This is a genomic window from Streptococcus sp. 2018037, from assembly GCF_019754195.1.
Lineage (GTDB): Bacteria > Bacillota > Bacilli > Lactobacillales > Streptococcaceae > Streptococcus > Streptococcus hashimotonensis.
Genome location: NZ_JAIJZQ010000020.1, coordinates 1 through 20,258 on the forward strand (window position 1 = coordinate 1; position 20,258 = coordinate 20,258).

Genomic DNA, 20,258 nt, shown 5'->3' on the forward strand with positions numbered 1-20,258 from the left:
GACTCAGTAGTTAAGTGACGATAGCCTAGGAGATACACCTGTACCCATGCCGAACACAGCAGTTAAGCCCTAGAACGCCTGAAGTAGTTGGGGGTTGCCCCCTGTTAGATACGGTAGTCGCTTAGCAAATTGGGAGTTTAGCTCAGCTGGGAGAGCATCTGCCTTACAAGCAGAGGGTCAGCGGTTCGATCCCGTTAACTCCCATAGGTCCCGTAGTGTAGCGGTTATCACGTCGCCCTGTCACGGCGAAGATCGCGGGTTCGATTCCCGTCGGGACCGTTCGAGATGTCTAGTAGACATTTTGAAGTTTATATGAAGTAAGCGTAGCTTACGTCCTCTTAGAAAAGAGAGAAGACTCGTTAGCTCAGTTGGTAGAGCAATTGACTTTTAATCAATGGGTCGCTGGTTCGAGCCCAGCACGAGTCATATGCGGGTTTGGCGGAATTGGCAGACGCACCAGATTTAGGATCTGGCGCTTTCGGGCGTGGGGGTTCAAGTCCCTTAACCCGCATAGAATAGAAATAGGCCGGCTTAGCTCAGTTGGTAGAGCATCTGATTTGTAATCAGAGGGTCGCGTGTTCAAGTCATGTAGCCGGCATTAGGAAAGATTGCGAACGTAGTTCAGTGGTAGAACACCACCTTGCCAAGGTGGGGGTCGCGGGTTCGAATCCCGTCGTTCGCTTTGAGAGGCCGGGGTGGCGGAACTGGCAGACGCACAGGACTTAAAATCCTGCGATGGCAACATCGTACCGGTTCGATTCCGGTCCTCGGCATGAAGATTATAATAGTTAGCACCCTTAGCTCAACTGGATAGAGTACCTGACTACGAATCAGGCGGTTAGAGGTTCGAATCCTCTAGGGTGCATCACTCGCTTAATGGAGACGTTAGGGGAGCTTTATTTTTAATAGTATCGGGAAGTAGCTCAGCTTGGTAGAGTACTTGGTTTGGGACCAAGGTGTCGCAGGTTCGAATCCTGTCTTCCCGATTATATTATTTTGGCGGTGTAGCTCAGCTGGCTAGAGCGTCCGGTTCATACCCGGGAGGTCGGGGGTTCGATCCCCTTCGCCGCTATATACTCTTGTTTGCTGGACCTTTAGCTCAGCTGGTTAGAGCTCTCGGCTCATAACCGAGCGGTCGTAGGTTCGAGTCCTACAAGGTCCATATATTGGAGGATTACCCAAGTCCGGCTGAAGGGAACGGTCTTGAAAACCGTCAGGCGTGTAACAGCGTGCGTGGGTTCGAATCCCACATCCTCCTTTTCTACTACCGCGGGATGGAGCAGCTAGGTAGCTCGTCGGGCTCATAACCCGAAGGTCGTAGGTTCAAATCCTGCTCCCGCAATTTCTTTAAGAATTTGGCTCGGTAGCTCAGTTGGTAGAGCAATGGATTGAAGCTCCATGTGTCGGCGGTTCGATTCCGTCTCGCGCCATTAATTTAACTTTGTCCAAGTTTATTATCTTGGGCGCGTAGCTCAGATGGTTAGAGCGCACGCCTGATAAGCGTGAGGTCGGTGGTTCGATTCCACTCGTGCCCATATTATATTGATGGAGAATTACTCAAGAGGCTGAAGAGGACGGTTTGCTAAATCGTTAGGTCGGGTAACTGGCGCAAGGGTTCGAATCCCTTATTCTCCGTAGTAAACGAGATTATCGCTTGATATTCTCGTTTTATTGTATCTTGGTGAGGGTCTATTATGAATAAATTTTCAAAATTAGTAGTAGTTGTTTCTATCTTTTTATTACTGTCATTTTCTCTTTTGTTTGTTACTTTTTCTAAAGGGTTACAGGTACCATATTTAAATAACCTTATCAGTGTTGTTGTGTCGCCAATTCAATCGGTTATTTCAGTGCCTACTAGATTTTTTTCTGAGCAGAAAGATGTCTTGACAGATTTGATTAACGCTTACGAGGAAAACAAACAATTAAAGGAAGCTATTATGAGCCTTGAAGGGATGGCTGCTGAAAATACTAGCTTGAAAGAAGAGAATGCATCGCTTCGTAGTAGTTTAGGTGTGGTGTCTGATTTTCCAGAAAAACAACTTATTCCAGGATCAGTTTTAGTGAGGACTCCTTCATCGTGGTCGGAGCATATTTCAATTAATATTGGTGAGACTAGTGGTGTGTCATCTAATGCACTTGTGGTTGCTAATGGTGGATTAGTTGGCATCGTTAGTTCATTGAGTTCAGATTCGGCGGTTGTTACTTTATTTACGAATTCGGATGAATTCACGAAGTTGCCTGTGAAAATTTCTGTTGATTCTAAAGAAATTTATGGTATTTTATCGGGCTATGATGCAGATACAAATAGTTTTGTCATTAATCAGTTGAACTCAGTTGATGAAATTGCAGTGGGGAGCAATGTTGTAACGAGTGATTTGGCTGGTGCGACTCCGGCAAATGTCCAAATTGGTAAAGTTGTATCGGTTAAATCAAATAGTAATAGTTTAAATAGAGAAGTATATGTTGAGCCGACAGCTAGTTTTTCAAACATTTATTCGGTTTTAGTGGTAGGTCAAACAAATGCGCAATAAAATGATAGAGATATTCATGTTTCCCATCTTGTTCTTTATTTTATTACTTGATGGACAGATTTCAACCTTGGTAACAAATTGGTCGGTCGGATTATTTACTATTTCAAGTCATTTGGTACTTATGTTAGCTATTTTTTATGCTAACTATGTATCTCTTGGTTTTTCATTATTCATAATTACTTTGCTAGGTTTGGTATATGATATTAGTTATCTTAATCTGATTGGTATTGCTACTACAACCCTTCCTTTAGTTTTGTATTGCATCTATTTCTTCTTCCAAAGTGCTGTCAGCAAGCGAGGAATTAATATTTTGATTTTACTAGTAGCTATTTTTCAATTTGAATTTATTAGTTATTCATTTGCTCGTATTTTTCATATAACAAACTTGTCTGTGTTTATCTTTGTTTTTAATAAATTACTTCCAAGTTTACTATTCAATTTGGTCTTATTTTTCGTACTACAGCCGTTATTTGAGCGTTTATTTGGAATAACAAACAAGACATAGAAATGTAATAATTGCGTAATATACTTACGCAATTTTTTTGATAAAATGAGAGAGTCAGAAAGTATAGAGGAGTTATGTTCGGATATGAAGAAAAAAATCTTGGCTACAATTATGTTAAGTACAGTCGTTCTATCTAATGCTAATTATGTAGCTATGATTAGTGCGAATGATGTAGATAGTCAGATTGCAGCAAAAAATCAACAGATTAGTGAGTTGACAGCACAACAAGCTGAAGCTCAACAACAAGTTGATGCTATTCAAGGACAAGTTGATGCAATTGTTAGTGAACAGGCGAAATTAACAGAAGAAAATACCCGTTTGGAAGCAGAATCGCAGACATTGGGGGCAGATATTGAGCGTTTATCAGCTGATATTGTATCGCGTGATGGTGCTTTGAGGGAGCAGGCACGTAGTGCTCAAATTGATGGTTCTGCTTCAAGTTACATTAATACAATTTTGGATTCAAAATCAATCATTGATGCTGTTTCTCGTGTTAATGCCATGCGTGAGATTGTTTCAGCTAATAACCGTATGTTGGAACAACAAAAGGCTGATAAAGAAGCGATTGTTGAAAAACAGAAGGCAAACCAAGAAGCAATCACTACTTTGGCTGCTAATCGTCAGAAATTGGAAGATGATGCCCAAGTATTGCAAGTACGTCAAGCTGAATTAGAAGCTGCTAAGTTAAATTTGGCTGTGCAGAAAGCTACTGCTGAAGATGAGAAGAATTCATTACTGGAGAAAAAGGCAGTAGCAGAGGAAGCGGCTCGTCAAGCGGCCGCTCGTCAGGCTGAGTATCAAGCGCAACAAGCTTCTCTAGCGCAACAACAAGTGGCTTCAGTATCGGCACCTGTTGTGTCAACTCCAGTAGCAACTACAGTGACTGAGACGGTTTCAGTACCTTCTCAGTCAGTAAGCACATCTACAACACCGGTATTCTCTGGGTCAAGTAGCTCAGCTGCTGTGAGCAATGCGCGCTATGATGCTTCGTCTTATCCAGTTGGTGAGTGTACGTGGGGTGTTAAATCCCAGCTTTCATGGGTTGGTCCATACTGGGGTGATGCTAAACAGTGGCTGGCATCAGCTCGTGCAGAAGGTTTTAACACTGGTTCTATTCCAAGAGAGGGTGCAATTGCTGTTTGGACAGGTGGTTATTATGGGCACGTAGCGGTTGTTACGGCTGTTCAATCTTCAACAAGCATCCAAGTTGTTGAATCAAACTATATGGGTCGTCGTTATATTGGTAACCATCGTGGTGGTTATTTCAATCCAACAACGACTTCTGAGGGAGCAGTTTACTACATTTACCCTCCATATTAAGAAATTTTCAAATAGAGCGTGTGGATTTGCGCTCTATTTTTGTTTGAAAAATGAAGGAAAAAGGGTTAAAATAGTAAAGGTAGAAATATATAGGAGGCTGTCATGGCGTTTACTGACTTAAAATTGTTCGCTCTTTCGTCAAATCAGAAGTTAGCTGAACAGGTGTCGAAAAAAATAGGAATTCCTCTGGGAAAATCAAGTGTTCGTCAATTTTCAGATGGTGAGATTCAGGTAAATATTGAGGAATCCATTCGTGGAACTCATGTGTATATTCTTCAATCCACTAGCTCACCAGTTAATGATAATTTAATGGAAATTTTGATTATGGTTGATGCTCTTAAACGTGCATCTGCTGAATCAGTAAACGTAGTAATGCCTTATTATGGTTATGCACGCCAAGACCGGAAGGCTCGTGCACGGGAACCAATTACATCAAAATTGGTAGCTAATATGTTGCAGACAGCAGGGGTCAATCGTTTGTTGACAATTGATTTGCATGCTGCGCAGATTCAGGGATTCTTCGATATTCCTGTTGATCATTTGATGGGTGCTCCATTGATTGCGGATTATTTTGAGCGTCGTGGTATGGTAGGTGATGGCTATGTTGTTGTATCACCTGACCATGGTGGTGTGACACGTGCCCGTAAGTTAGCACAGTTCTTGAAGACACCGATTGCTATTATTGATAAACGTCGTAGTGTTGATAAGATGAATACATCAGAAGTGATGAACATTATTGGCGATATTAAGGATAAAACTTGTATCTTGATTGATGATATGATTGATACTGCGGGTACTATCTGTCATGCAGCGGATGCTTTGGCAGATGCAGGGGCAACAGCTGTTTATGCTTCATGTACGCACCCAGTATTGTCAGGGCCTGCTATGGATAACATTAGTAAGTCAGCAATTAAGAAATTGGTTGTTCTTGATACAATTGAAATTGCAGAAGATCGCTTAATCGATAAAATCGAACATATTTCAACGGCAGAATTATTAGCGGAAGCGATTATTCGTATTCATGAAAAACGTCCCTTGTCACCTTTGTTTGAGGCAAGTCGTGTTAAATAGGTATGAGGAGAGTCAAATGACTCTTCTTTTTTACATTTATTTTCAAAATGTATTATAATAGTTTTATATGTTTTTGAGGTGGCAGAATGGATTTATTAAATCGTTTTAATAAGAATTTGAATCGGATTGAGGTTTCGATGATTCGTCAGTTTGATCAGTCTATTTCGGATGTTCCAGGGATTTTGAAACTGACCTTGGGAGAGCCTGATTTTACAACGCCTGATCATGTCAAAGAAGCGGCTAAGGCTGCAATCGATGCTAACCAGAGCTATTATACTGGTATGGCTGGTCTTTTGGAGTTGCGCCAAGCAGCAGCTGAGTTTGTGGCTGAAAAATATAATTTACACTATAATCCAGAAAATGAAATCCTCTCTACAATCGGTGCGACAGAAGCTCTATCAGCGAGTTTAGTTGCTATTTTGGAAGCTGGGGATACGGTACTTCTACCTGCACCTGCCTATCCTGGTTATGAGCCGATTGTCAATATGGTGGGAGCAGACATTGTTGAAATTGATACGACGGCAAATGATTTTGTGTTGACACCTGAGATGTTGGAAGAGGCGATTATTGAGCAGGGGGATAAGCTAAAAGCTGTCATTCTCAACTATCCTGCCAATCCAACGGGAGTGACCTACTCACGTGAGCAAATTCAGGCCTTTGCGGATGTCTTGCGTAAGTATCCTGTCTTTGTCCTATCAGATGAAGTCTATGCGGAGTTGATTTACACTGGTCAGCCCCATACTTCGATTGCGGAGTTTTTGCCAGAACAGACCATTTTGATTCAGGGATTGTCCAAGTCTCATGCCATGACAGGTTGGCGGATTGGCTTGATTATGAGTCAGGCTCCCATCATCGCTCAAATCATCAAGAGCCACCAGTATCTTGTGACAGCAGCGTCAACTGCTATGCAGTATGGTGCGGTTGAGGCCTTGAAAAATGGTAAGGATGATGCTCTTCCGATGCGGGCGGAGTACGTCAAGCGTCGGGATTACATCATCGAGAAGATGACGGACTTGGGCTTTAAAATTATCAAGCCTGATGGAGCATTTTACATCTTTGCAAAAATCCCTGCGGGTTACAATCAAGATTCCTTTAGCTTCTTGCAAGACTTTGCGAGAAAGAAAGCAGTGGCCTTAATTCCGGGTGCAGCCTTCGGTCAGTATGGAGAAGGCTATGTGCGAATTTCCTATGCAGCAAGTATGGAGAAAATTCAAACAGCTATGGTTCGTTTGAAGGAATATCTAGAAGAAAATGGAACGAATTGAAACTAGGGGATTAGTCCTTTACAATCGGAATTTTCGAGAAGATGACAAGCTGGTCAAGATTTTTACAGAGAAGGCTGGCAAGCGAATGTTTTTTGTGAAACATGCCTCTAAGTCCAAGCTGGTAGCTTCTATCCAGCCTTTGACCTATGCGGATTTTATCGTTAAAATCAATGATGATGGTCTGTCTTATATCGAAGATTTTCATCAGGTACAGCCATTTAAGAATATTAACGGCGATATTTTCAAGCTTAGCTATGCTACCTATATCTTGGCCTTGGCAGATGCGGCCTTGCAGGATAAGGTTTATGACCCAGCCCTCTTTGCATTTTTGGTCAAGACCTTAGATTTGATGGAGTCGGGTTTGGACTATGAAATTTTGACCAATATCTTTGAAATTCAACTCTTGGGACGATTTGGGATCAGTCTGAATTTTCACGAGTGTGCTTTTTGTCATCGGGTTGGCTTGCCTTTCGACTATTCCTACAAGTACAGCGGTGTCTTGTGTCCGCAACACTATCAACAAGATGAGCGACGGGCTTATCTGGATCCCAATGTTCCCTATCTACTTGATCAATTTCAGGCTATTTCCTTTGATGAGCTGGAAACCATTTCCATCAAGCCTGAGATGAAGCGAAAATTACGGCTTTTTATTGACCAGCTGTACGAGGAATATGTGGGGATTCACTTGAAATCCAAGAAATTTATAGATGATTTGTCTTCTTGGGGGCAGATTATGAAACCAAGAACAGAAAATGAGGAAACAGAATGAAACGTATTGCAGTAGATGCTATGGGTGGGGACCATGCCCCTCAGGCAGTGGTAGAAGGTGTCAATCAAGCCTTGGCTGCCTTTCCAGATATTGAGATTCAACTTTATGGTGATGAAGCTAAAATCAAGCAGTATTTGACAGCGACTGAGCGTGTCAGCATTGTCCATACGACGGAGAAAATTAATTCAGATGATGAGCCTGTCAAGGCTATTCGTCGTAAGAAAGAGGCTTCTATGGTCCTAGCGACCAAGGCTGTCAAGGATGGTCAGGCAGATGCAGTCTTGTCAGCTGGAAATACAGGTGCTCTTTTGGCGGCAGGCGTCTTTGTCGTCGGTCGCATCAAGAACATCGACCGTCCTGGTCTTATGTCTACCTTGCCGACTATGGATGGCAAGGGATTTGATATGATGGACTTGGGGGCAAATGCTGAAAATACAGCTCATCACCTCTATCAGTATGGTATTCTTGGCTCATTTTACGCGGAGCATGTGCGTGGTGTCAAACAACCTCGTGTGGGACTTTTGAACAACGGTACGGAAGATACCAAGGGCACGCCAGTTCACCAAGAAGCCTATAAACTCTTGGCGGAAGACAAGTCAATCAACTTTATTGGCAATGTGGAGGCGCGCGAGTTGCTTAACAGCGTGGCGGATGTGGTCGTGACGGATGGTTTCACGGGAAACGCTGTGCTGAAAACAGTTGAAGGGACTGCAAAATCTATTGTCGGTCAGTTGACTGGCTCAATCAAGAATGGTGGTCTGCGTGCTAAATTGGGTGGTCTTTTGGTCAAGCCAACCTTGAAAAAGGCCTTTGGGGCTATGGACTATAAGAAGGCTGGTGGTGCTGTCTTGCTTGGTCTGAAAGCACCTGTCATCAAGGCGCACGGATCCAGCGATGCTCAGTCAATTTTCTATACGATCAAGCAGACGCGTTCGATTTTGGAGGCTGGTATTGTTGAAAAATCAGTGGCCAAATTTTCAGTAGTGGAGGAGAGTCATGACTAGAGAGCAGGTCTATCAGCGGGTTGTTGAATTAATTCAGGATGAAAAGGGAGAAGATTTTCAAGTTCAACCTGAATCTACTTTGACAGATAATATTGCAGCAGATTCAGTAGAAATCATGGAATTTGTTCTTAATTTGGAGGATGAATTTCATGTAGATGTCCCAGATGCTGCTATTGAGCATTTTGAGGTCCTATCTGATATTGTGGATTTTATTTATGAAGAAGTAAAAAAACGTTCGTAGTTTACGGGCGTTTTTCTTTGTTTTTTCCTAAATAACCGTAAATTTGTTGTGAATACGAATATTGTGTGTTAGAATAAACGAAAAGACTAGAATATTTTACGAAAGGCGAACATTCTCATGAAAACAGACCTTCTCTATTCAGGAAAAGCCAAAGACATCTACGCAACGGCTGACAGCGACCAGATTATTGCGGTTTATAAGGATCAGGCGACGGCTTTTAATGGTGGTAAGAAAGAACAGATTGCGGGTAAGGGCCGGCTCAATAATCTGATTTCCTCTTTGATTTTTGAAAAATTGAATGAAGCGGGTGTCCAGACGCATTTTATCAAGCGTTTGTCGGATACGGAGCAGTTGAATAAGAAGGTGGAGATTATTCCTCTTGAGGTGGTTTTGCGAAATGTGACAGCTGGGTCTTTCTCAAAACGCTTCGGTGTGGAGGAAGGGATAGCCTTATCTACTCCAATCGTGGAATTTTACTATAAAAAAGATGAATTGAACGATCCTTTTATCAATGATGAACATATTGCTTTTCTAGAACTGGCTAGTCAGGATCAAATTGCCTATATCAAGGAAGAAACAAGACGAATTAATGGATTCTTGAAGGACTTGTTTGCTCAGATTGGACTGACTTTGGTGGATTTCAAGCTAGAATTTGGGGTTGACTCGTCTGGTCAGATTTTATTGGCGGATGAGTTTTCTCCTGATAATTGTCGTTTGTGGGATGCGGATGGCAACCATCTGGACAAGGATGTTTTCCGTCGGGGTCTCGGGGAGTTGACCGAGGTTTACGAGGTCGTATTGGCAAAGTTACAAGAAGTGAAGTAAGGATTGGAAAAAATGGCGAAGCGGATTTTTGTTGAGAAGAAGGCGGATTTTCAGATTAAGGCGGAGGCTCTTCGTAAGGAGTTAACCCATAATTTGCAGTTGACGAGTTTGACGAGTGTACGTCTGGTGCAGGTTTATGATGTTTTCAATCTTGAGGAGGACTTGCTGGAGCAGGCTATTAAGCATATCTTTACCGAGCAGGTGACGGACAAGGTCTTGTCAGAAGCTGAGCTTGACTTGGAGGGGGCTGCTTATTTTGCGATTGAGGCTCTTCCTGGTCAGTTTGACCAGCGGGCGTCCAGCAGTCAGGAGGCCCTTCTCTTATTGGGCAGTCGTCAGGAGGTGCGTGTCAATACAGGTCAGCTCTATATTTTGAATGGCGATGTGAGGGAAGAAGAGTTGGCTGCTATCAAGAACTATTTGCTCAACCCTGTGGATTCACGTTTTAAGGACTTGGATGCTCCTTTGGTGGCACAGGAGTTTTCGGTGTCAGATGCGACTATTCCCAGCTTGGACTTCTTTGCTAGTTATGGGGCGGAAGAGTTTGCAACCTACAAGCGTGAAGCTGGCTTGGCTATGGAAGTGGAAGACCTGTTCTTTATTCAGGACTATTTCAAGTCAATCGGGCGAGTGCCAACTGAAACAGAGCTCAAGGTCCTGGATACTTATTGGAGTGATCACTGCCGTCATACGACATTTGAGACAGAACTGAGGTCTATTGATTTTTCAGCTTCAAAATTCTACAAGCAATTGCAGGCGACTTATGACAAGTACCTGGTGATGCGGACAGAATTAGGTCGGACAGACAAGCCTCAGACGCTTATGGATATGGCGACCATTTTTGGCCGTTACGAGCGGGCAAACGGTCGTCTGGATGACATGGAAGTGTCGGATGAAATCAATGCCTGCTCGGTGGAGATTGAAGTGGATGTGGACGGCGTAAAAGAGCCGTGGCTCCTCATGTTCAAGAATGAAACCCATAATCACCCAACAGAAATCGAGCCTTTCGGTGGAGCCGCAACCTGTATCGGTGGAGCCATTCGTGATCCTTTGTCAGGTCGTTCTTATGTTTATCAAGCTATGCGGATTTCAGGTGCGGATGATATTACCCAGCCTCTGACGGCTACTCGCCCAGGGAAATTGCCACAGCAAATCATTTCTAAAACAGCAGCACATGGTTATTCTTCATACGGTAACCAAATCGGTCTTGCGACCACCTATGTGCGTGAATATTTCCACCCAGGCTTTGTCGCTAAACGCATGGAGCTGGGTGCCGTAGTCGGTGCAGCTCCTAAGGAAAATGTGGTCCGTGAAAAACCAGCCGCAGGCGATGTGGTTATCTTGTTAGGAGGCAAAACAGGTCGCGACGGTATCGGCGGGGCAACGGGATCGTCCAAGGTACAGACAGTGGAGTCTGTGGAAACAGCAGGTGCGGAAGTCCAAAAAGGAAATGCCATTGAAGAACGCAAAATTCAGCGTTTGTTCCGCAATGGTGCCGTGACTCGCTTGATTAAAAAATCCAATGACTTCGGTGCAGGCGGTGTCTGCGTAGCTATTGGTGAGCTGGCAGATGGTCTTGAAATCGACTTGGATAAGGTTCCACTCAAGTACGCAGGCTTGAACGGAACAGAAATTGCTATTTCAGAGTCGCAGGAGCGGATGAGCGTCGTTGTTCGTCCAGAGGATGTAGACGCCTTCATCGCAGCCTGCCGTCAGGAAAATATCCATGCGGTTGTCGTGGCCAAAGTGACGGAAAAACCAAACCTAGTCATGACTTGGAATGGACAAACTATTGTTGATTTGGAACGTTCCTTCCTTGATATCAACGGTGTCCGTGTAGTCGTCGATGCCAAGGTAGTTGACAGTCCTGTCAATCTACCAGAAACACGTAGAACTTCCGTTGAAACGTTACAGGAGGACTTGAAAGACCTTCTTTCAGACCTCAACCATGCCAGTCAGAAAGGTTTGCAGACGATTTTCGACTCATCTGTTGGTCGTTCAACCGTCAACCACCCACTCGGAGGTCGCCACCAGTTGACACCGACAGAAAGTTCTGTACAGAAACTACCTGTCCAACATGGTGTTACGACGACGGCTTCTGTCATGGCTCAGGGCTATCATCCTTATCTGGCAGACTGGTCACCTTACCACGGGGCTGCCTATGCGGTCATCGAAGCGACAGCTCGCTTGGTGGCAACAGGCGCCAACTGGTCCAAGGCTCGCTTCTCCTATCAAGAATACTTCCAACGCATGGACAAGCAGGCAGAGCGTTTTGGTCAGCCGGTGGCAGCACTTCTAGGCTCTATCGAGGCTCAGATTCAGCTTGGTTTGCCGTCTATTGGTGGCAAGGACTCCATGTCTGGCACCTTTGAGGACTTGACAGTTCCGCCAACCCTGGTTGCCTTTGGTGTGACCACGGCTGATAGTCGCAAGGTCCTCTCGCCTGAGTTCAAGGCGGCTGGTGAGTACATTTACTACTTACCAGGTCAGATTTTGTCCGAAGATATTGATTTTGCCCTTATGAAGTCTAATTTTGAGGCTTTTGAAAAATGGCAGAGCGATTACGTGATTACGGCTGCTAGTGCAGTCAAGTATGGTGGTGTTCTAGAAAGTCTAGCCCTCATGTCCTTTGGAAACCAAATCGGAGCAAGAGTCGAGCTTGCAGACCTTGAAACCAGCTTGACAGGTCAACTTGGCGGCTTTGTCTTCACATCTAAAGAAGATATTCCAGATGCTGTGAAAATTGGACAAACCACTGCTGACTTTACACTTCTTGTCAACGGTGTCAACCTAGCTGGGCAGGACTTGCAAGCAGCCTTTGAAGGCAAACTAGAAGAAGTTTACCCAACAGAATTTGAACAAGCGACAGACTTGCAGGATGTTCCGGCAGTCACAAGTTCAGCGGTTATAAAAGCAAAAGCAGCCGTTGAAATGCCTGTGGTTTACATCCCAGTCTTCCCAGGTACCAACTCAGAATATGATTCTGCCAAGGCCTTTGAACAGGCTGGTGCAAAAGTCAATCTTGTTCCATTTGTGACTTTGGATGCAGAGAGTATTGAAAAATCGGTTGACACTATGGTTGACAATATCACTAAGGCTAATATTCTTTTCTTCGCAGGGGGATTCTCGGCTGCGGATGAGCCAGACGGGTCTGCCAAGTTTATCGTGACCATCTTACGAAACGCCAAGGTCCGCTCTGCTATTGACAAATTCATCGAAAAAGGTGGCCTCATCATCGGTATCTGTAATGGCTTCCAGGCCCTTGTCAAATCGGGCTTGCTGCCGTATGGAAACTTTGAGGATGTCGGTGAAAGCAGTCCGACCCTCTTCTACAACGATGCCAACCAGCACGTTGCCAAAATGGTGGAAACGCGGATTGCCAATGTCAATTCTCCATGGTTGGCGGGTGTCCAAGTTGGCGATATCCATGCTATTCCAGTTTCCCACGGTGAAGGAAAATTTGTGGTGACAGACGAGGAATTTGCTATCCTGCGGGATAATGGTCAGATTTTCAGCCAGTACGTTGACTTTACAGGTCAGCCAAGCATGGATTCTAAGTACAATCCAAACGGTTCTAGTCATGCCATTGAGGGCATTACCAGTCGCAACGGTCAAATTATCGGGAAAATGGGGCATTCGGAGCGGTACGAGGACGGTCTTTTCCAAAACATTCCAGGCAAGAAAGACCAAGGACTCTTTGTTTCAGCGGTTCGCTATTTTACAGGAAAATAAATATGACATACGAAGTTAAATCACTCAACGAAGAATGCGGTGTTTTCGGCATTTGGGGACATCCGCAGGCTGCTCAGGTTACTTATTTTGGTCTCCATAGTTTGCAGCACCGTGGGCAAGAAGGGGCAGGGATTTTAGCCAATGATGGTGGGCATTTACGTCGCCATCGCGGAACAGGCCTGATTGCAGAAGTCTTCAAAAATCCAGTAGATTTAGAAGCCTTGACTGGAAGGGCTGCCATTGGTCACGTCCGCTATGCAACTTCTGGCTCTGCTTCTATCAATAATATCCAGCCCTTCCTCTTTGATTTTGCAGATATGCAGGTGGGTTTGGCACACAATGGGAATTTGACCAATGCGGTCAGTTTGAAGGCTGAACTTGAAAAAAATGGTTCTATTTTCTCTTCTTCTTCTGACACTGAAATTCTCATGCACTTGATTCGCCGCAGTCACAATCCAGACTTTATGGGCAAAATCAAGGAAGCCCTCAATACTGTTAAAGGTGGCTTTGCCTACCTGATTATGCTGGAAGACAAGCTGGTCGCAGCCCTGGATCCAAACGGCTTCCGTCCTTTGTCGATTGGAAAGATGAAAAATGGTGCCTGGGTAGTTGCTAGTGAAACCTGTGCTTTTGAAGTAGTGGGGGCTGACTGGGTGCGAGATGTGGAGCCTGGTGAAATTGTCGTCATTAATGATTCAGGAATTCAATATGATAGCTATACAAGAGATACGCAACTGGCAGTTTGCTCTATGGAGTATGTCTATTTTGCTCGCCCAGATTCGGTAATTCACGGGGTCAATGTCCATACGGCCAGAAAAAACATGGGTCGTCGTTTGGCCCAGGAATTTCAACATGAAGCGGATATCGTGGTTGGTGTGCCAAACTCCTCCCTATCTGCGGCTATGGGATTTGCAGAGGAATCTGGTTTGCCAAATGAAATGGGGCTAATTAAAAACCAATATACCCAGCGGACCTTTATTCAACCAACCCAGGAATTGCGGGAGCAGGGGGTTCGCATGAAATTGTCAGCCGTTTCAAGTGTTGTCAAAGGCAAGCGCGTGGTCATGATTGACGACTCCATTGTTCGCGGTACAACGAGCCGCCGCATTGTCCAGCTTCTTCGTGATGCAGGGGCAAAAGAAGTCCATGTGGCTATCGGTAGCCCAGAACTCAAGTACCCGTGTTTCTATGGCATTGATATTCAGACCCGTCGGGAGCTGATTTCGGCCAACCACACTGCTGAGGAAGTTTGTGAGATTATCGGGGCAGACAGTCTGACCTACCTTTCTCTTGAGGGTATGATTGAGGCCATCGGCATCGAAACAGACGCGCCCAAAGGCGGGCTCTGTGTGGCTTACTTCGACGGAGAATTTCCAACCCCTCTCTATGACTATGAGGAAGAATACCTCCGTAGCCTAGAAGAGAAAACGAGTTTCTACATTGAAAATGTCAAGTAAGTGACAGAGGTGTCAATGTTACTTGACAGACCTGTAAACTGTTGAAAGGAATCAAAATGACAAATAAAAATGCCTATGCCCAATCGGGCGTTGACGTCGAAGCGGGATACGAAGTTGTTGAGCGGATCAAGAAGCATGTGGCTCGGACAGAACGCCTCGGCGTTATGGGGGCTCTTGGTGGTTTTGGCGGTATGTTTGACCTGACTAAACTGGATGTCAAAGAACCAGTCTTGGTATCAGGAACAGACGGCGTCGGCACCAAGCTCATGTTGGCGATTCAGTACGACAAGCACGACACCATTGGTCAGGATTGCGTGGCCATGTGTGTCAACGACATCATCGCAGCAGGTGCAGAGCCACTTTACTTCCTCGACTACATCGCGACAGGAAAAAATGAGCCAGCCAAGCTGGAGCAGGTAGTGGCGGGTGTTGCAGAAGGTTGTGTCCAAGCTGGTTGTGGTCTAATTGGCGGTGAAACAGCTGAAATGCCTGGTATGTACGGAGAGGATGACTATGACCTGGCTGGCTTTGCCGTCGGCATTGCGGAGAAATCCCAGATTATCGACGGCAGTAAAGTCCAGGAGGGCAACATTCTCCTCGGCCTAGCTTCCAGCGGCATCCACTCCAACGGCTATTCCCTGGTCCGTCGCGTTTTTGCGGATGTTTCTGGCGACGCTCTGTTGCCAGAGCTCAATGGCAGAGCTCTGAAGGATGTCCTCTTAGAGCCGACACGTATCTATGTCCAGCAGGTATTGCCTTTAGTAAAAGCAGGGCTGGTCAACGGGATTGCCCACATCACAGGTGGTGGCTTTATTGAAAATGTTCCCCGTATGTTTGCTGATAATCTTGCAGCTGAGATTGAAGAAGATAAGATTCCGGTCCTCCCAATCTTTACAGCTCTTGAAAAATACGGCCACATCAAACATGAAGAAATGTTTGAAATCTTCAATATGGGAATCGGCTTGGTCCTGGCAGTCAGTCCAGACAAGGTTGACAGTGTTTGTCAACTAGTTGACGAGGAAGTTTACACCATCGGTCGCATCATCGCCAAGGAAGATAAGAGTGTGGTCATCAAATGAAGCGAATAGTAGTGTTTGCATCAGGCAATGGATCTAATTTCCAGGTCATCGCAGAGCAGTTTGAAGTAGCTTTTGTCTTTTCAGACCGTAGAAATGCCTATGTCTTGGAACGGGCTGAAAAACTAGGTGTACCAACCTTTGCTTTTGAACTAAAAGAGTTTGCGGATAAGCAGGCCTACGAAGAAGCCCTTATCCAACTATTAGACCAGCACCAGATTGACTTGGTGGTCTTGGCAGGTTATATGAAGATTGTGGGACCAACCCTGCTGGCTCAGTATGAAGGTCGGATTATCAATATCCACCCCGCCTACTTGCCTGAATTTCCAGGAGCCCATGGGATTGAAGATGCCTGGCAGGCAGGTGTGTCTGAAAGTGGCGTAACAGTCCACTGGGTTGATAGTGGCGTTGACACAGGACAAATTATCAAACAAGTCCGTGTACCCAGACTGGCTGAGGATACCCTGGAAACCTTCGAAGCTAGAATACATGAAGCAGAATACCAACTCTATCCAGCAGTATTGGAGGAGTTAGGGGTAGTGAGAAAATAAGGAGAAATCATGACAAAAAGTGCGTTAATTAGCGTATCCGACAAGGCAGGCATTGTAGAGTTTGCCCAAGAATTGACCAAATTTGGTTGGGAAATTATCTCGACCGGTGGTACCAAGGTTGCCTTGGATCAGGCTGGTGTAACTACCATCGCCATTGACGATGTGACTGGTTTTCCTGAGATGATGGACGGTCGTGTCAAGACTCTTCATCCGAAAATACACGGTGGTTTGTTAGCACGTCGGGATTTGGACAGCCACCTACAAGCAGCCAGCGACCATGAAATCGGCTTGATTGACTTGGTAGTGGTTAACCTTTATCCCTTCAAAGAGACTATTTTACGTCCAGATGTGACCTATGATTTGGCGGTGGAGAATATTGACATCGGTGGTCCCTCTATGCTTCGTTCGGCAGCCAAGAATCACGCCAGCGTGACAGTTGTTGTGGATCCGACAGATTATCCGACGGTTTTAGGGGAAATTGCAGAGCAGGGGGAAACAAGCTATGCAACACGTCAGCGATTGGCTGCCAAGGTCTTCCGTCACACCGCAGCTTATGATGCCCTAATAGCAGATTATTTTACCAAGCAAGTAGGCGAAGATAAGCCTGAAAAATTAACCATTACTTATGACCTCAATCAGCCTATGCGTTACGGAGAAAATCCTCAACAGAATGCGGATTTCTACCAAAATGCCCTGCCAACAGCCTATTCTATTGCCTCTGCCAAGCAGTTAAATGGTAAGGAGCTTTCTTTCAATAACATTCGTGATGCGGATGCGGCCATTCGTATTATCCGTGATTTTAAGGACCGTCCAACTGTTGTGGCTCTTAAACATATGAATCCTTGTGGTATCGGGCAGGCAGAAACCATTGAACAGGCTTGGGATTACGCTTATGAGGCTGATCCAGTATCGATTTTCGGAGGCATCGTCGTGCTGAACAGAGAAGTAGATGCTGCGACGGCTGAAAAGATGCACCCGATTTTCTTAGAAATCATCATCGCACCGAGCTATTCGGCAGAAGCGCTAGCTATTTTGACCAATAAAAAGAAAAATCTTCGGATTTTGGAGTTGGCTTTTGATGCACAGGATGCGAGCGAAGTTGAAAAAGAGTTCACAGGCGTTGTCGGCGGGCTCTTGGTGCAGGATCAGGATGTGGTGGTGGAAAGCCCAGCGGACTGGCAGGTGGTGACCGAGCGTCAACCGTCCGAGCAGGAGTGGGCGGCCATGGAGTTCGCTTGGAAGTCCTCCAAGTACGTCAAGTCCAACGGCATCATCATCACCAATGACAAGATGACCTTGGGCGTGGGACTGGGGCAAACCAACCGTGTGGCGTCCGTCCGTATCGCCATCGAGCAGGCCAAAGACCGTTTGGAGGGAGCCGTTTTGGCATCGGATGCCTTCTTCCCTTTTGCTGATAACGTGGAAGAAATCGCTGCCGCAGGCATCAAGGCCATTATCCAACCAGGTGGCTCTGTCCGTGACCAAGACTCCATTGACATGGCCAACAAGTACGGATTGACCATGGTCTTTACAGGAGTCAGACATTTTAGACATTGAGAAATTTGGAAAAAGAGGAACACCCCAACTGGAGAAGTTGGGGTGGATTTTGGTAAAATCTTCAAAAGATAGTTTACTTTTGTGAGAAGGAGGAGTTAGGGTGGATTTGATAAAAACATTTGAGTATTTTGTCGTTTATTTTATACCAACAATTATATTTATCATTCAAATATATGGAGAATTCAAAAATGATAAAAGTAAATCAGAAATTGGTCAGGAATTAGATAAAAATGAGATAAATTTTGATTTTGGGGATAATAATGGACAAATTGTAATTCATCAAACAATAAATAAAAATTTAAACGAAAAAGTAATAGAGTATAATAAGAATATAGAAGATACAAAATTTTATTCTTCTATGTTGTTTAAACTATCAGGGACAGTATTTTTTGTAATCATCGTATTGAATATTTTTAGCGGTCTGTACGAGAATTGGATTAACATTTCTTCTGCGCCAATTCTTGATTTTACGGGGACATCCTCAACAAAATTGGCAGTAATAGGTCAGTCAATAATTAGTGTGATGCCAAATATATATACTCAAATTTTAGTTTTCATGTCATTGTTCTTATTTATAAATTCATTAAAATGGGGAATGCGGATATTTAGGGGTTACAAAGTAAGTGTGGTGAAGTTTGCTTATTATTTATTCCTTAGTGCGCTTTATTATTTTGATTCTCAGTTAAACCCTAATGAATCTGTAGCAATGTATGCATCAAAATTAAGACCTTTATTCTCTGATAATACAACCATAACTGTGGTTTTTATTATGTCAGTGTTTTATATAATAGCAATGATATTTGTATCAGATGTGGTGATTAATCGCTATTTTGATTTAGTAAAATCGTCCAAGAAATCAGAAAGACATAATCAACTTATAAATTTAAAAGACAATATTTTAGTTATGGGAGTAGGCATTGTAATATTCTTAGTAGTGTCTTATAGAGGATAATGATTCCACGCACCTTAGAGGTGCTTTTTTCTTATATTCAAATGATATTCCCGAACATTCTTCTGTTCTTTCTATTAAAATCCGTCTATTTTTGCTATACTGTTTATAGAAAATCCGTTTTTGAGGTGTGAAACATGAAGCTTTTGGTTGTTGGGTCTGGTGGTCGTGAACATGCTATCGCAAAGAAATTGTTAGAGTCTGAGCAGGTAGAACAGGTTTTTGTCGCTCCTGGAAATGACGGAATGACTTTAGACGGTATTGAGTTAGTTAATATCGGAATTTCCGAACATTCTGCTCTCATCAACTTTGCAAAGGAAAATGACATTGCCTGGACTTTTGTTGGTCCAGACGATGCTCTGGCAGCAGGTATCGTTGATGATTTTGAACAGTCGGGACTAAAAGCTTTTGGTCCGAGTCGTCTAGCCGCGGAGCTGGAGTGGTCAAAAGACTTTGCCAAACAAATCATGGTCAAATACGGTATTCCAACAGCAGCCTTTGGCACATTTTCCAACTTCGAAGAAGCCAAAGCCTACATCGAAGAGCAGGGGGCTCCAATCGTGATCAAGGCGGACGGCTTGGCACTGGGAAAGGGCGTGGTCGTGGCGGAAACCGTCGAGCAGGCGGTCGAAGCGGCACGGGAGATGCTCTTGGACAACAAGTTTGGCGACTCGGGTGCCCGCGTGGTCATCGAGGAGTTCTTGGCGGGCGAGGAGTTTTCCCTCTTTGCCTTGGTCAATGGCGACCAGTTCTATATCCTGCCGACAGCCCAGGACCACAAGCGTGCCTTTGACGGCGACCAGGGTCCCAACACAGGCGGTATGGGGGCTTACGCTCCTGTTCCCCACCTGCCTCAAAGCGTGGTGGACACAGCGGTTGACACCATTGTCAAGCCCATTCTGGACGGCATGATTGCGGAAGGGCGGTCTTATCTGGGCGTGCTCTATGCTGGCTTGATTCTGACCGACCAAGGTCCCAAGGTCATCGAGTTTAACGCCCGTTTTGGCGACCCAGAAACTCAGATTATCCTGCCTCGCCTGACCTCTGACTTTGCTCAGAACATCGACGACATCCTCCACAAACGCCCGACCCAGCTGACCTGGCTGGATAGTGGCGTAACGCTGGGCGTAGTCGTGGCTTCCAACGGCTATCCTCTGGACTACGAAAAAGGCGTAGAGTTGCCAGCAAAGACCGAGGGCGACATCACGACCTACTATGCAGGGGCTCGTTTTGCGGAAAATAGCAGAGCACTGCTGTCAAACGGCGGCCGAGTTTACATGCTGGTCACCACAGCAGACACCGTCCAAGAAGCCCAAGCAAAAATTTATGCTGAGCTGAAAAATCAAGATACGACAGGCCTCTTTTATCGGACAGATATCGGAAGTAAGGCCGTAAAATAAGGGAT

At 44.8% G+C, this 20,258-nt stretch carries 16 protein-coding genes, 16 tRNA genes and 1 rRNA gene; all 33 read left to right on the plus strand.

From position 1 onward, the window contains the following. Positions 1–10: 10 nt before the first annotated feature. The 33 genes from rrf to purD all read left to right on the plus strand — a co-directional run bounded on the left by rrf (position 11) and on the right by purD (position 20,253). A 5S ribosomal RNA gene (rrf, locus tag K5Q29_RS07685) occupies positions 11–126 on the plus strand. Positions 127–131: 5 nt separating this feature from the next. Continuing rightward, positions 132–204, plus strand: a tRNA-Val gene (locus tag K5Q29_RS07690). 2 nt (positions 205–206) lie between these two features. Then, positions 207–279 (plus strand) — tRNA-Asp (locus tag K5Q29_RS07695). Between the two features lie 74 nt (positions 280–353). Continuing rightward, a tRNA-Lys gene (locus K5Q29_RS07700) sits at positions 354–426 on the plus strand. Positions 427–429: 3 nt separating this feature from the next. After that, a tRNA-Leu gene (locus tag K5Q29_RS07705) sits at positions 430–511 on the plus strand. A gap of 14 nt (positions 512–525) precedes the next feature. After that, a tRNA-Thr gene (locus tag K5Q29_RS07710) sits at positions 526–598 on the plus strand. Between the two features lie 12 nt (positions 599–610). Continuing rightward, positions 611–682 (plus strand) — tRNA-Gly (locus K5Q29_RS07715). A 7-nt stretch (positions 683–689) separates the two neighbouring features. After that, positions 690–773: transfer RNA gene (locus tag K5Q29_RS07720), tRNA-Leu, on the plus strand. 18 nt (positions 774–791) lie between these two features. Beyond that, positions 792–865, plus strand: a tRNA-Arg gene (locus K5Q29_RS07725). 47 nt (positions 866–912) lie between these two features. After that, positions 913–986, plus strand: a tRNA-Pro gene (locus tag K5Q29_RS07730). Positions 987–998: 12 nt separating this feature from the next. Further along, positions 999–1,072 (plus strand) — tRNA-Met (locus K5Q29_RS07735). Positions 1,073–1,088: 16 nt separating this feature from the next. Further along, positions 1,089–1,162, plus strand: a tRNA-Ile gene (locus K5Q29_RS07740). A gap of 6 nt (positions 1,163–1,168) precedes the next feature. After that, a tRNA-Ser gene (locus tag K5Q29_RS07745) sits at positions 1,169–1,258 on the plus strand. Between the two features lie 10 nt (positions 1,259–1,268). Next, positions 1,269–1,342 (plus strand) — tRNA-Met (locus K5Q29_RS07750). A gap of 15 nt (positions 1,343–1,357) precedes the next feature. Then, positions 1,358–1,430, plus strand: a tRNA-Phe gene (locus K5Q29_RS07755). A 31-nt stretch (positions 1,431–1,461) separates the two neighbouring features. Further along, positions 1,462–1,535 (plus strand) — tRNA-Ile (locus K5Q29_RS07760). A gap of 12 nt (positions 1,536–1,547) precedes the next feature. Beyond that, positions 1,548–1,635: transfer RNA gene (locus K5Q29_RS07765), tRNA-Ser, on the plus strand. 59 nt (positions 1,636–1,694) lie between these two features. Then, the gene (mreC, locus tag K5Q29_RS07770) at positions 1,695–2,531 is read left to right on the plus strand and encodes a rod shape-determining protein MreC (RefSeq protein ID WP_044758871.1); all 837 of its coding nucleotides are present in this window, start codon (positions 1,695–1,697) and stop codon (positions 2,529–2,531) included. A gap of 1 nt (position 2,532) precedes the next feature. Further along, positions 2,533–3,036: a rod shape-determining protein MreD gene (gene mreD / locus K5Q29_RS07775; RefSeq protein WP_260619133.1), complete on the plus strand. Its 504-nt coding sequence runs from the start codon at positions 2,533–2,535 to the stop codon at positions 3,034–3,036. An 84-nt stretch (positions 3,037–3,120) separates the two neighbouring features. Continuing rightward, positions 3,121–4,356 carry a peptidoglycan hydrolase PcsB gene (pcsB, locus tag K5Q29_RS07780; RefSeq protein WP_105138873.1) on the plus strand — a complete coding sequence of 412 codons (1,236 nt, stop codon included), beginning with the start codon at positions 3,121–3,123 and terminating at the stop codon, positions 4,354–4,356. Positions 4,357–4,458: 102 nt separating this feature from the next. Beyond that, positions 4,459–5,427: a ribose-phosphate diphosphokinase gene (locus K5Q29_RS07785; protein ID WP_002935337.1), complete on the plus strand. Its 969-nt coding sequence runs from the start codon at positions 4,459–4,461 to the stop codon at positions 5,425–5,427. Positions 5,428–5,513: 86 nt separating this feature from the next. Further along, entirely contained in the window at positions 5,514–6,692 is a 1,179-nt protein-coding gene (locus K5Q29_RS07790) for a pyridoxal phosphate-dependent aminotransferase (protein ID WP_105138874.1), read from the plus strand. Next, on the plus strand, positions 6,679–7,461 hold the full coding sequence (gene recO, locus K5Q29_RS07795) for a DNA repair protein RecO (protein WP_024385103.1): 783 nt from the start codon (positions 6,679–6,681) through the stop codon (positions 7,459–7,461). The genes K5Q29_RS07790 and recO overlap by 14 nt, the downstream gene beginning before the upstream one ends. Next, entirely contained in the window at positions 7,458–8,465 is a 1,008-nt protein-coding gene (gene plsX, locus K5Q29_RS07800) for a phosphate acyltransferase PlsX (protein ID WP_105138875.1), read from the plus strand. Before recO ends, plsX begins: the two co-directional genes overlap by 4 nt. Continuing rightward, positions 8,458–8,706 (plus strand): phosphopantetheine-binding protein, encoded by a 249-nt coding sequence (locus tag K5Q29_RS07805; RefSeq protein WP_105138876.1) that lies wholly within the window; start codon positions 8,458–8,460, stop codon positions 8,704–8,706. The genes plsX and K5Q29_RS07805 overlap by 8 nt, the downstream gene beginning before the upstream one ends. 117 nt (positions 8,707–8,823) lie before the next feature. Next, the gene (gene purC, locus K5Q29_RS07810; protein ID WP_105138877.1) at positions 8,824–9,531 is read left to right on the plus strand and encodes a phosphoribosylaminoimidazolesuccinocarboxamide synthase; all 708 of its coding nucleotides are present in this window, start codon (positions 8,824–8,826) and stop codon (positions 9,529–9,531) included. Between the two features lie 12 nt (positions 9,532–9,543). Then, a complete protein-coding gene (locus K5Q29_RS07815; protein ID WP_221877087.1) occupies positions 9,544–13,263 on the plus strand; it encodes a phosphoribosylformylglycinamidine synthase in 3,720 nt (1,239 codons plus the stop codon). A gap of 2 nt (positions 13,264–13,265) precedes the next feature. Continuing rightward, positions 13,266–14,720, plus strand: a complete 1,455-nt coding sequence (purF, locus tag K5Q29_RS07820) for an amidophosphoribosyltransferase (RefSeq protein WP_205032648.1) — start codon at positions 13,266–13,268, stop codon at positions 14,718–14,720. 56 nt (positions 14,721–14,776) lie between these two features. Next, positions 14,777–15,799 carry a phosphoribosylformylglycinamidine cyclo-ligase gene (purM, locus tag K5Q29_RS07825; protein WP_105138880.1) on the plus strand — a complete coding sequence of 341 codons (1,023 nt, stop codon included), beginning with the start codon at positions 14,777–14,779 and terminating at the stop codon, positions 15,797–15,799. Further along, positions 15,796–16,347, plus strand: a complete 552-nt coding sequence (gene purN / locus K5Q29_RS07830; RefSeq protein WP_105138881.1) for a phosphoribosylglycinamide formyltransferase — start codon at positions 15,796–15,798, stop codon at positions 16,345–16,347. Before purM ends, purN begins: the two co-directional genes overlap by 4 nt. A gap of 9 nt (positions 16,348–16,356) precedes the next feature. Next, positions 16,357–17,904: a bifunctional phosphoribosylaminoimidazolecarboxamide formyltransferase/IMP cyclohydrolase gene (gene purH, locus K5Q29_RS07835; protein ID WP_205032647.1), complete on the plus strand. Its 1,548-nt coding sequence runs from the start codon at positions 16,357–16,359 to the stop codon at positions 17,902–17,904. A 100-nt stretch (positions 17,905–18,004) separates the two neighbouring features. Then, positions 18,005–18,856, plus strand: a complete 852-nt coding sequence (locus K5Q29_RS07840; protein ID WP_105138883.1) for a hypothetical protein — start codon at positions 18,005–18,007, stop codon at positions 18,854–18,856. Positions 18,857–18,990: 134 nt separating this feature from the next. Beyond that, positions 18,991–20,253, plus strand: a complete 1,263-nt coding sequence (gene purD / locus K5Q29_RS07845) for a phosphoribosylamine--glycine ligase (RefSeq protein WP_105138884.1) — start codon at positions 18,991–18,993, stop codon at positions 20,251–20,253. The last annotated feature ends 5 nt before the right edge of the window (positions 20,254–20,258 follow it).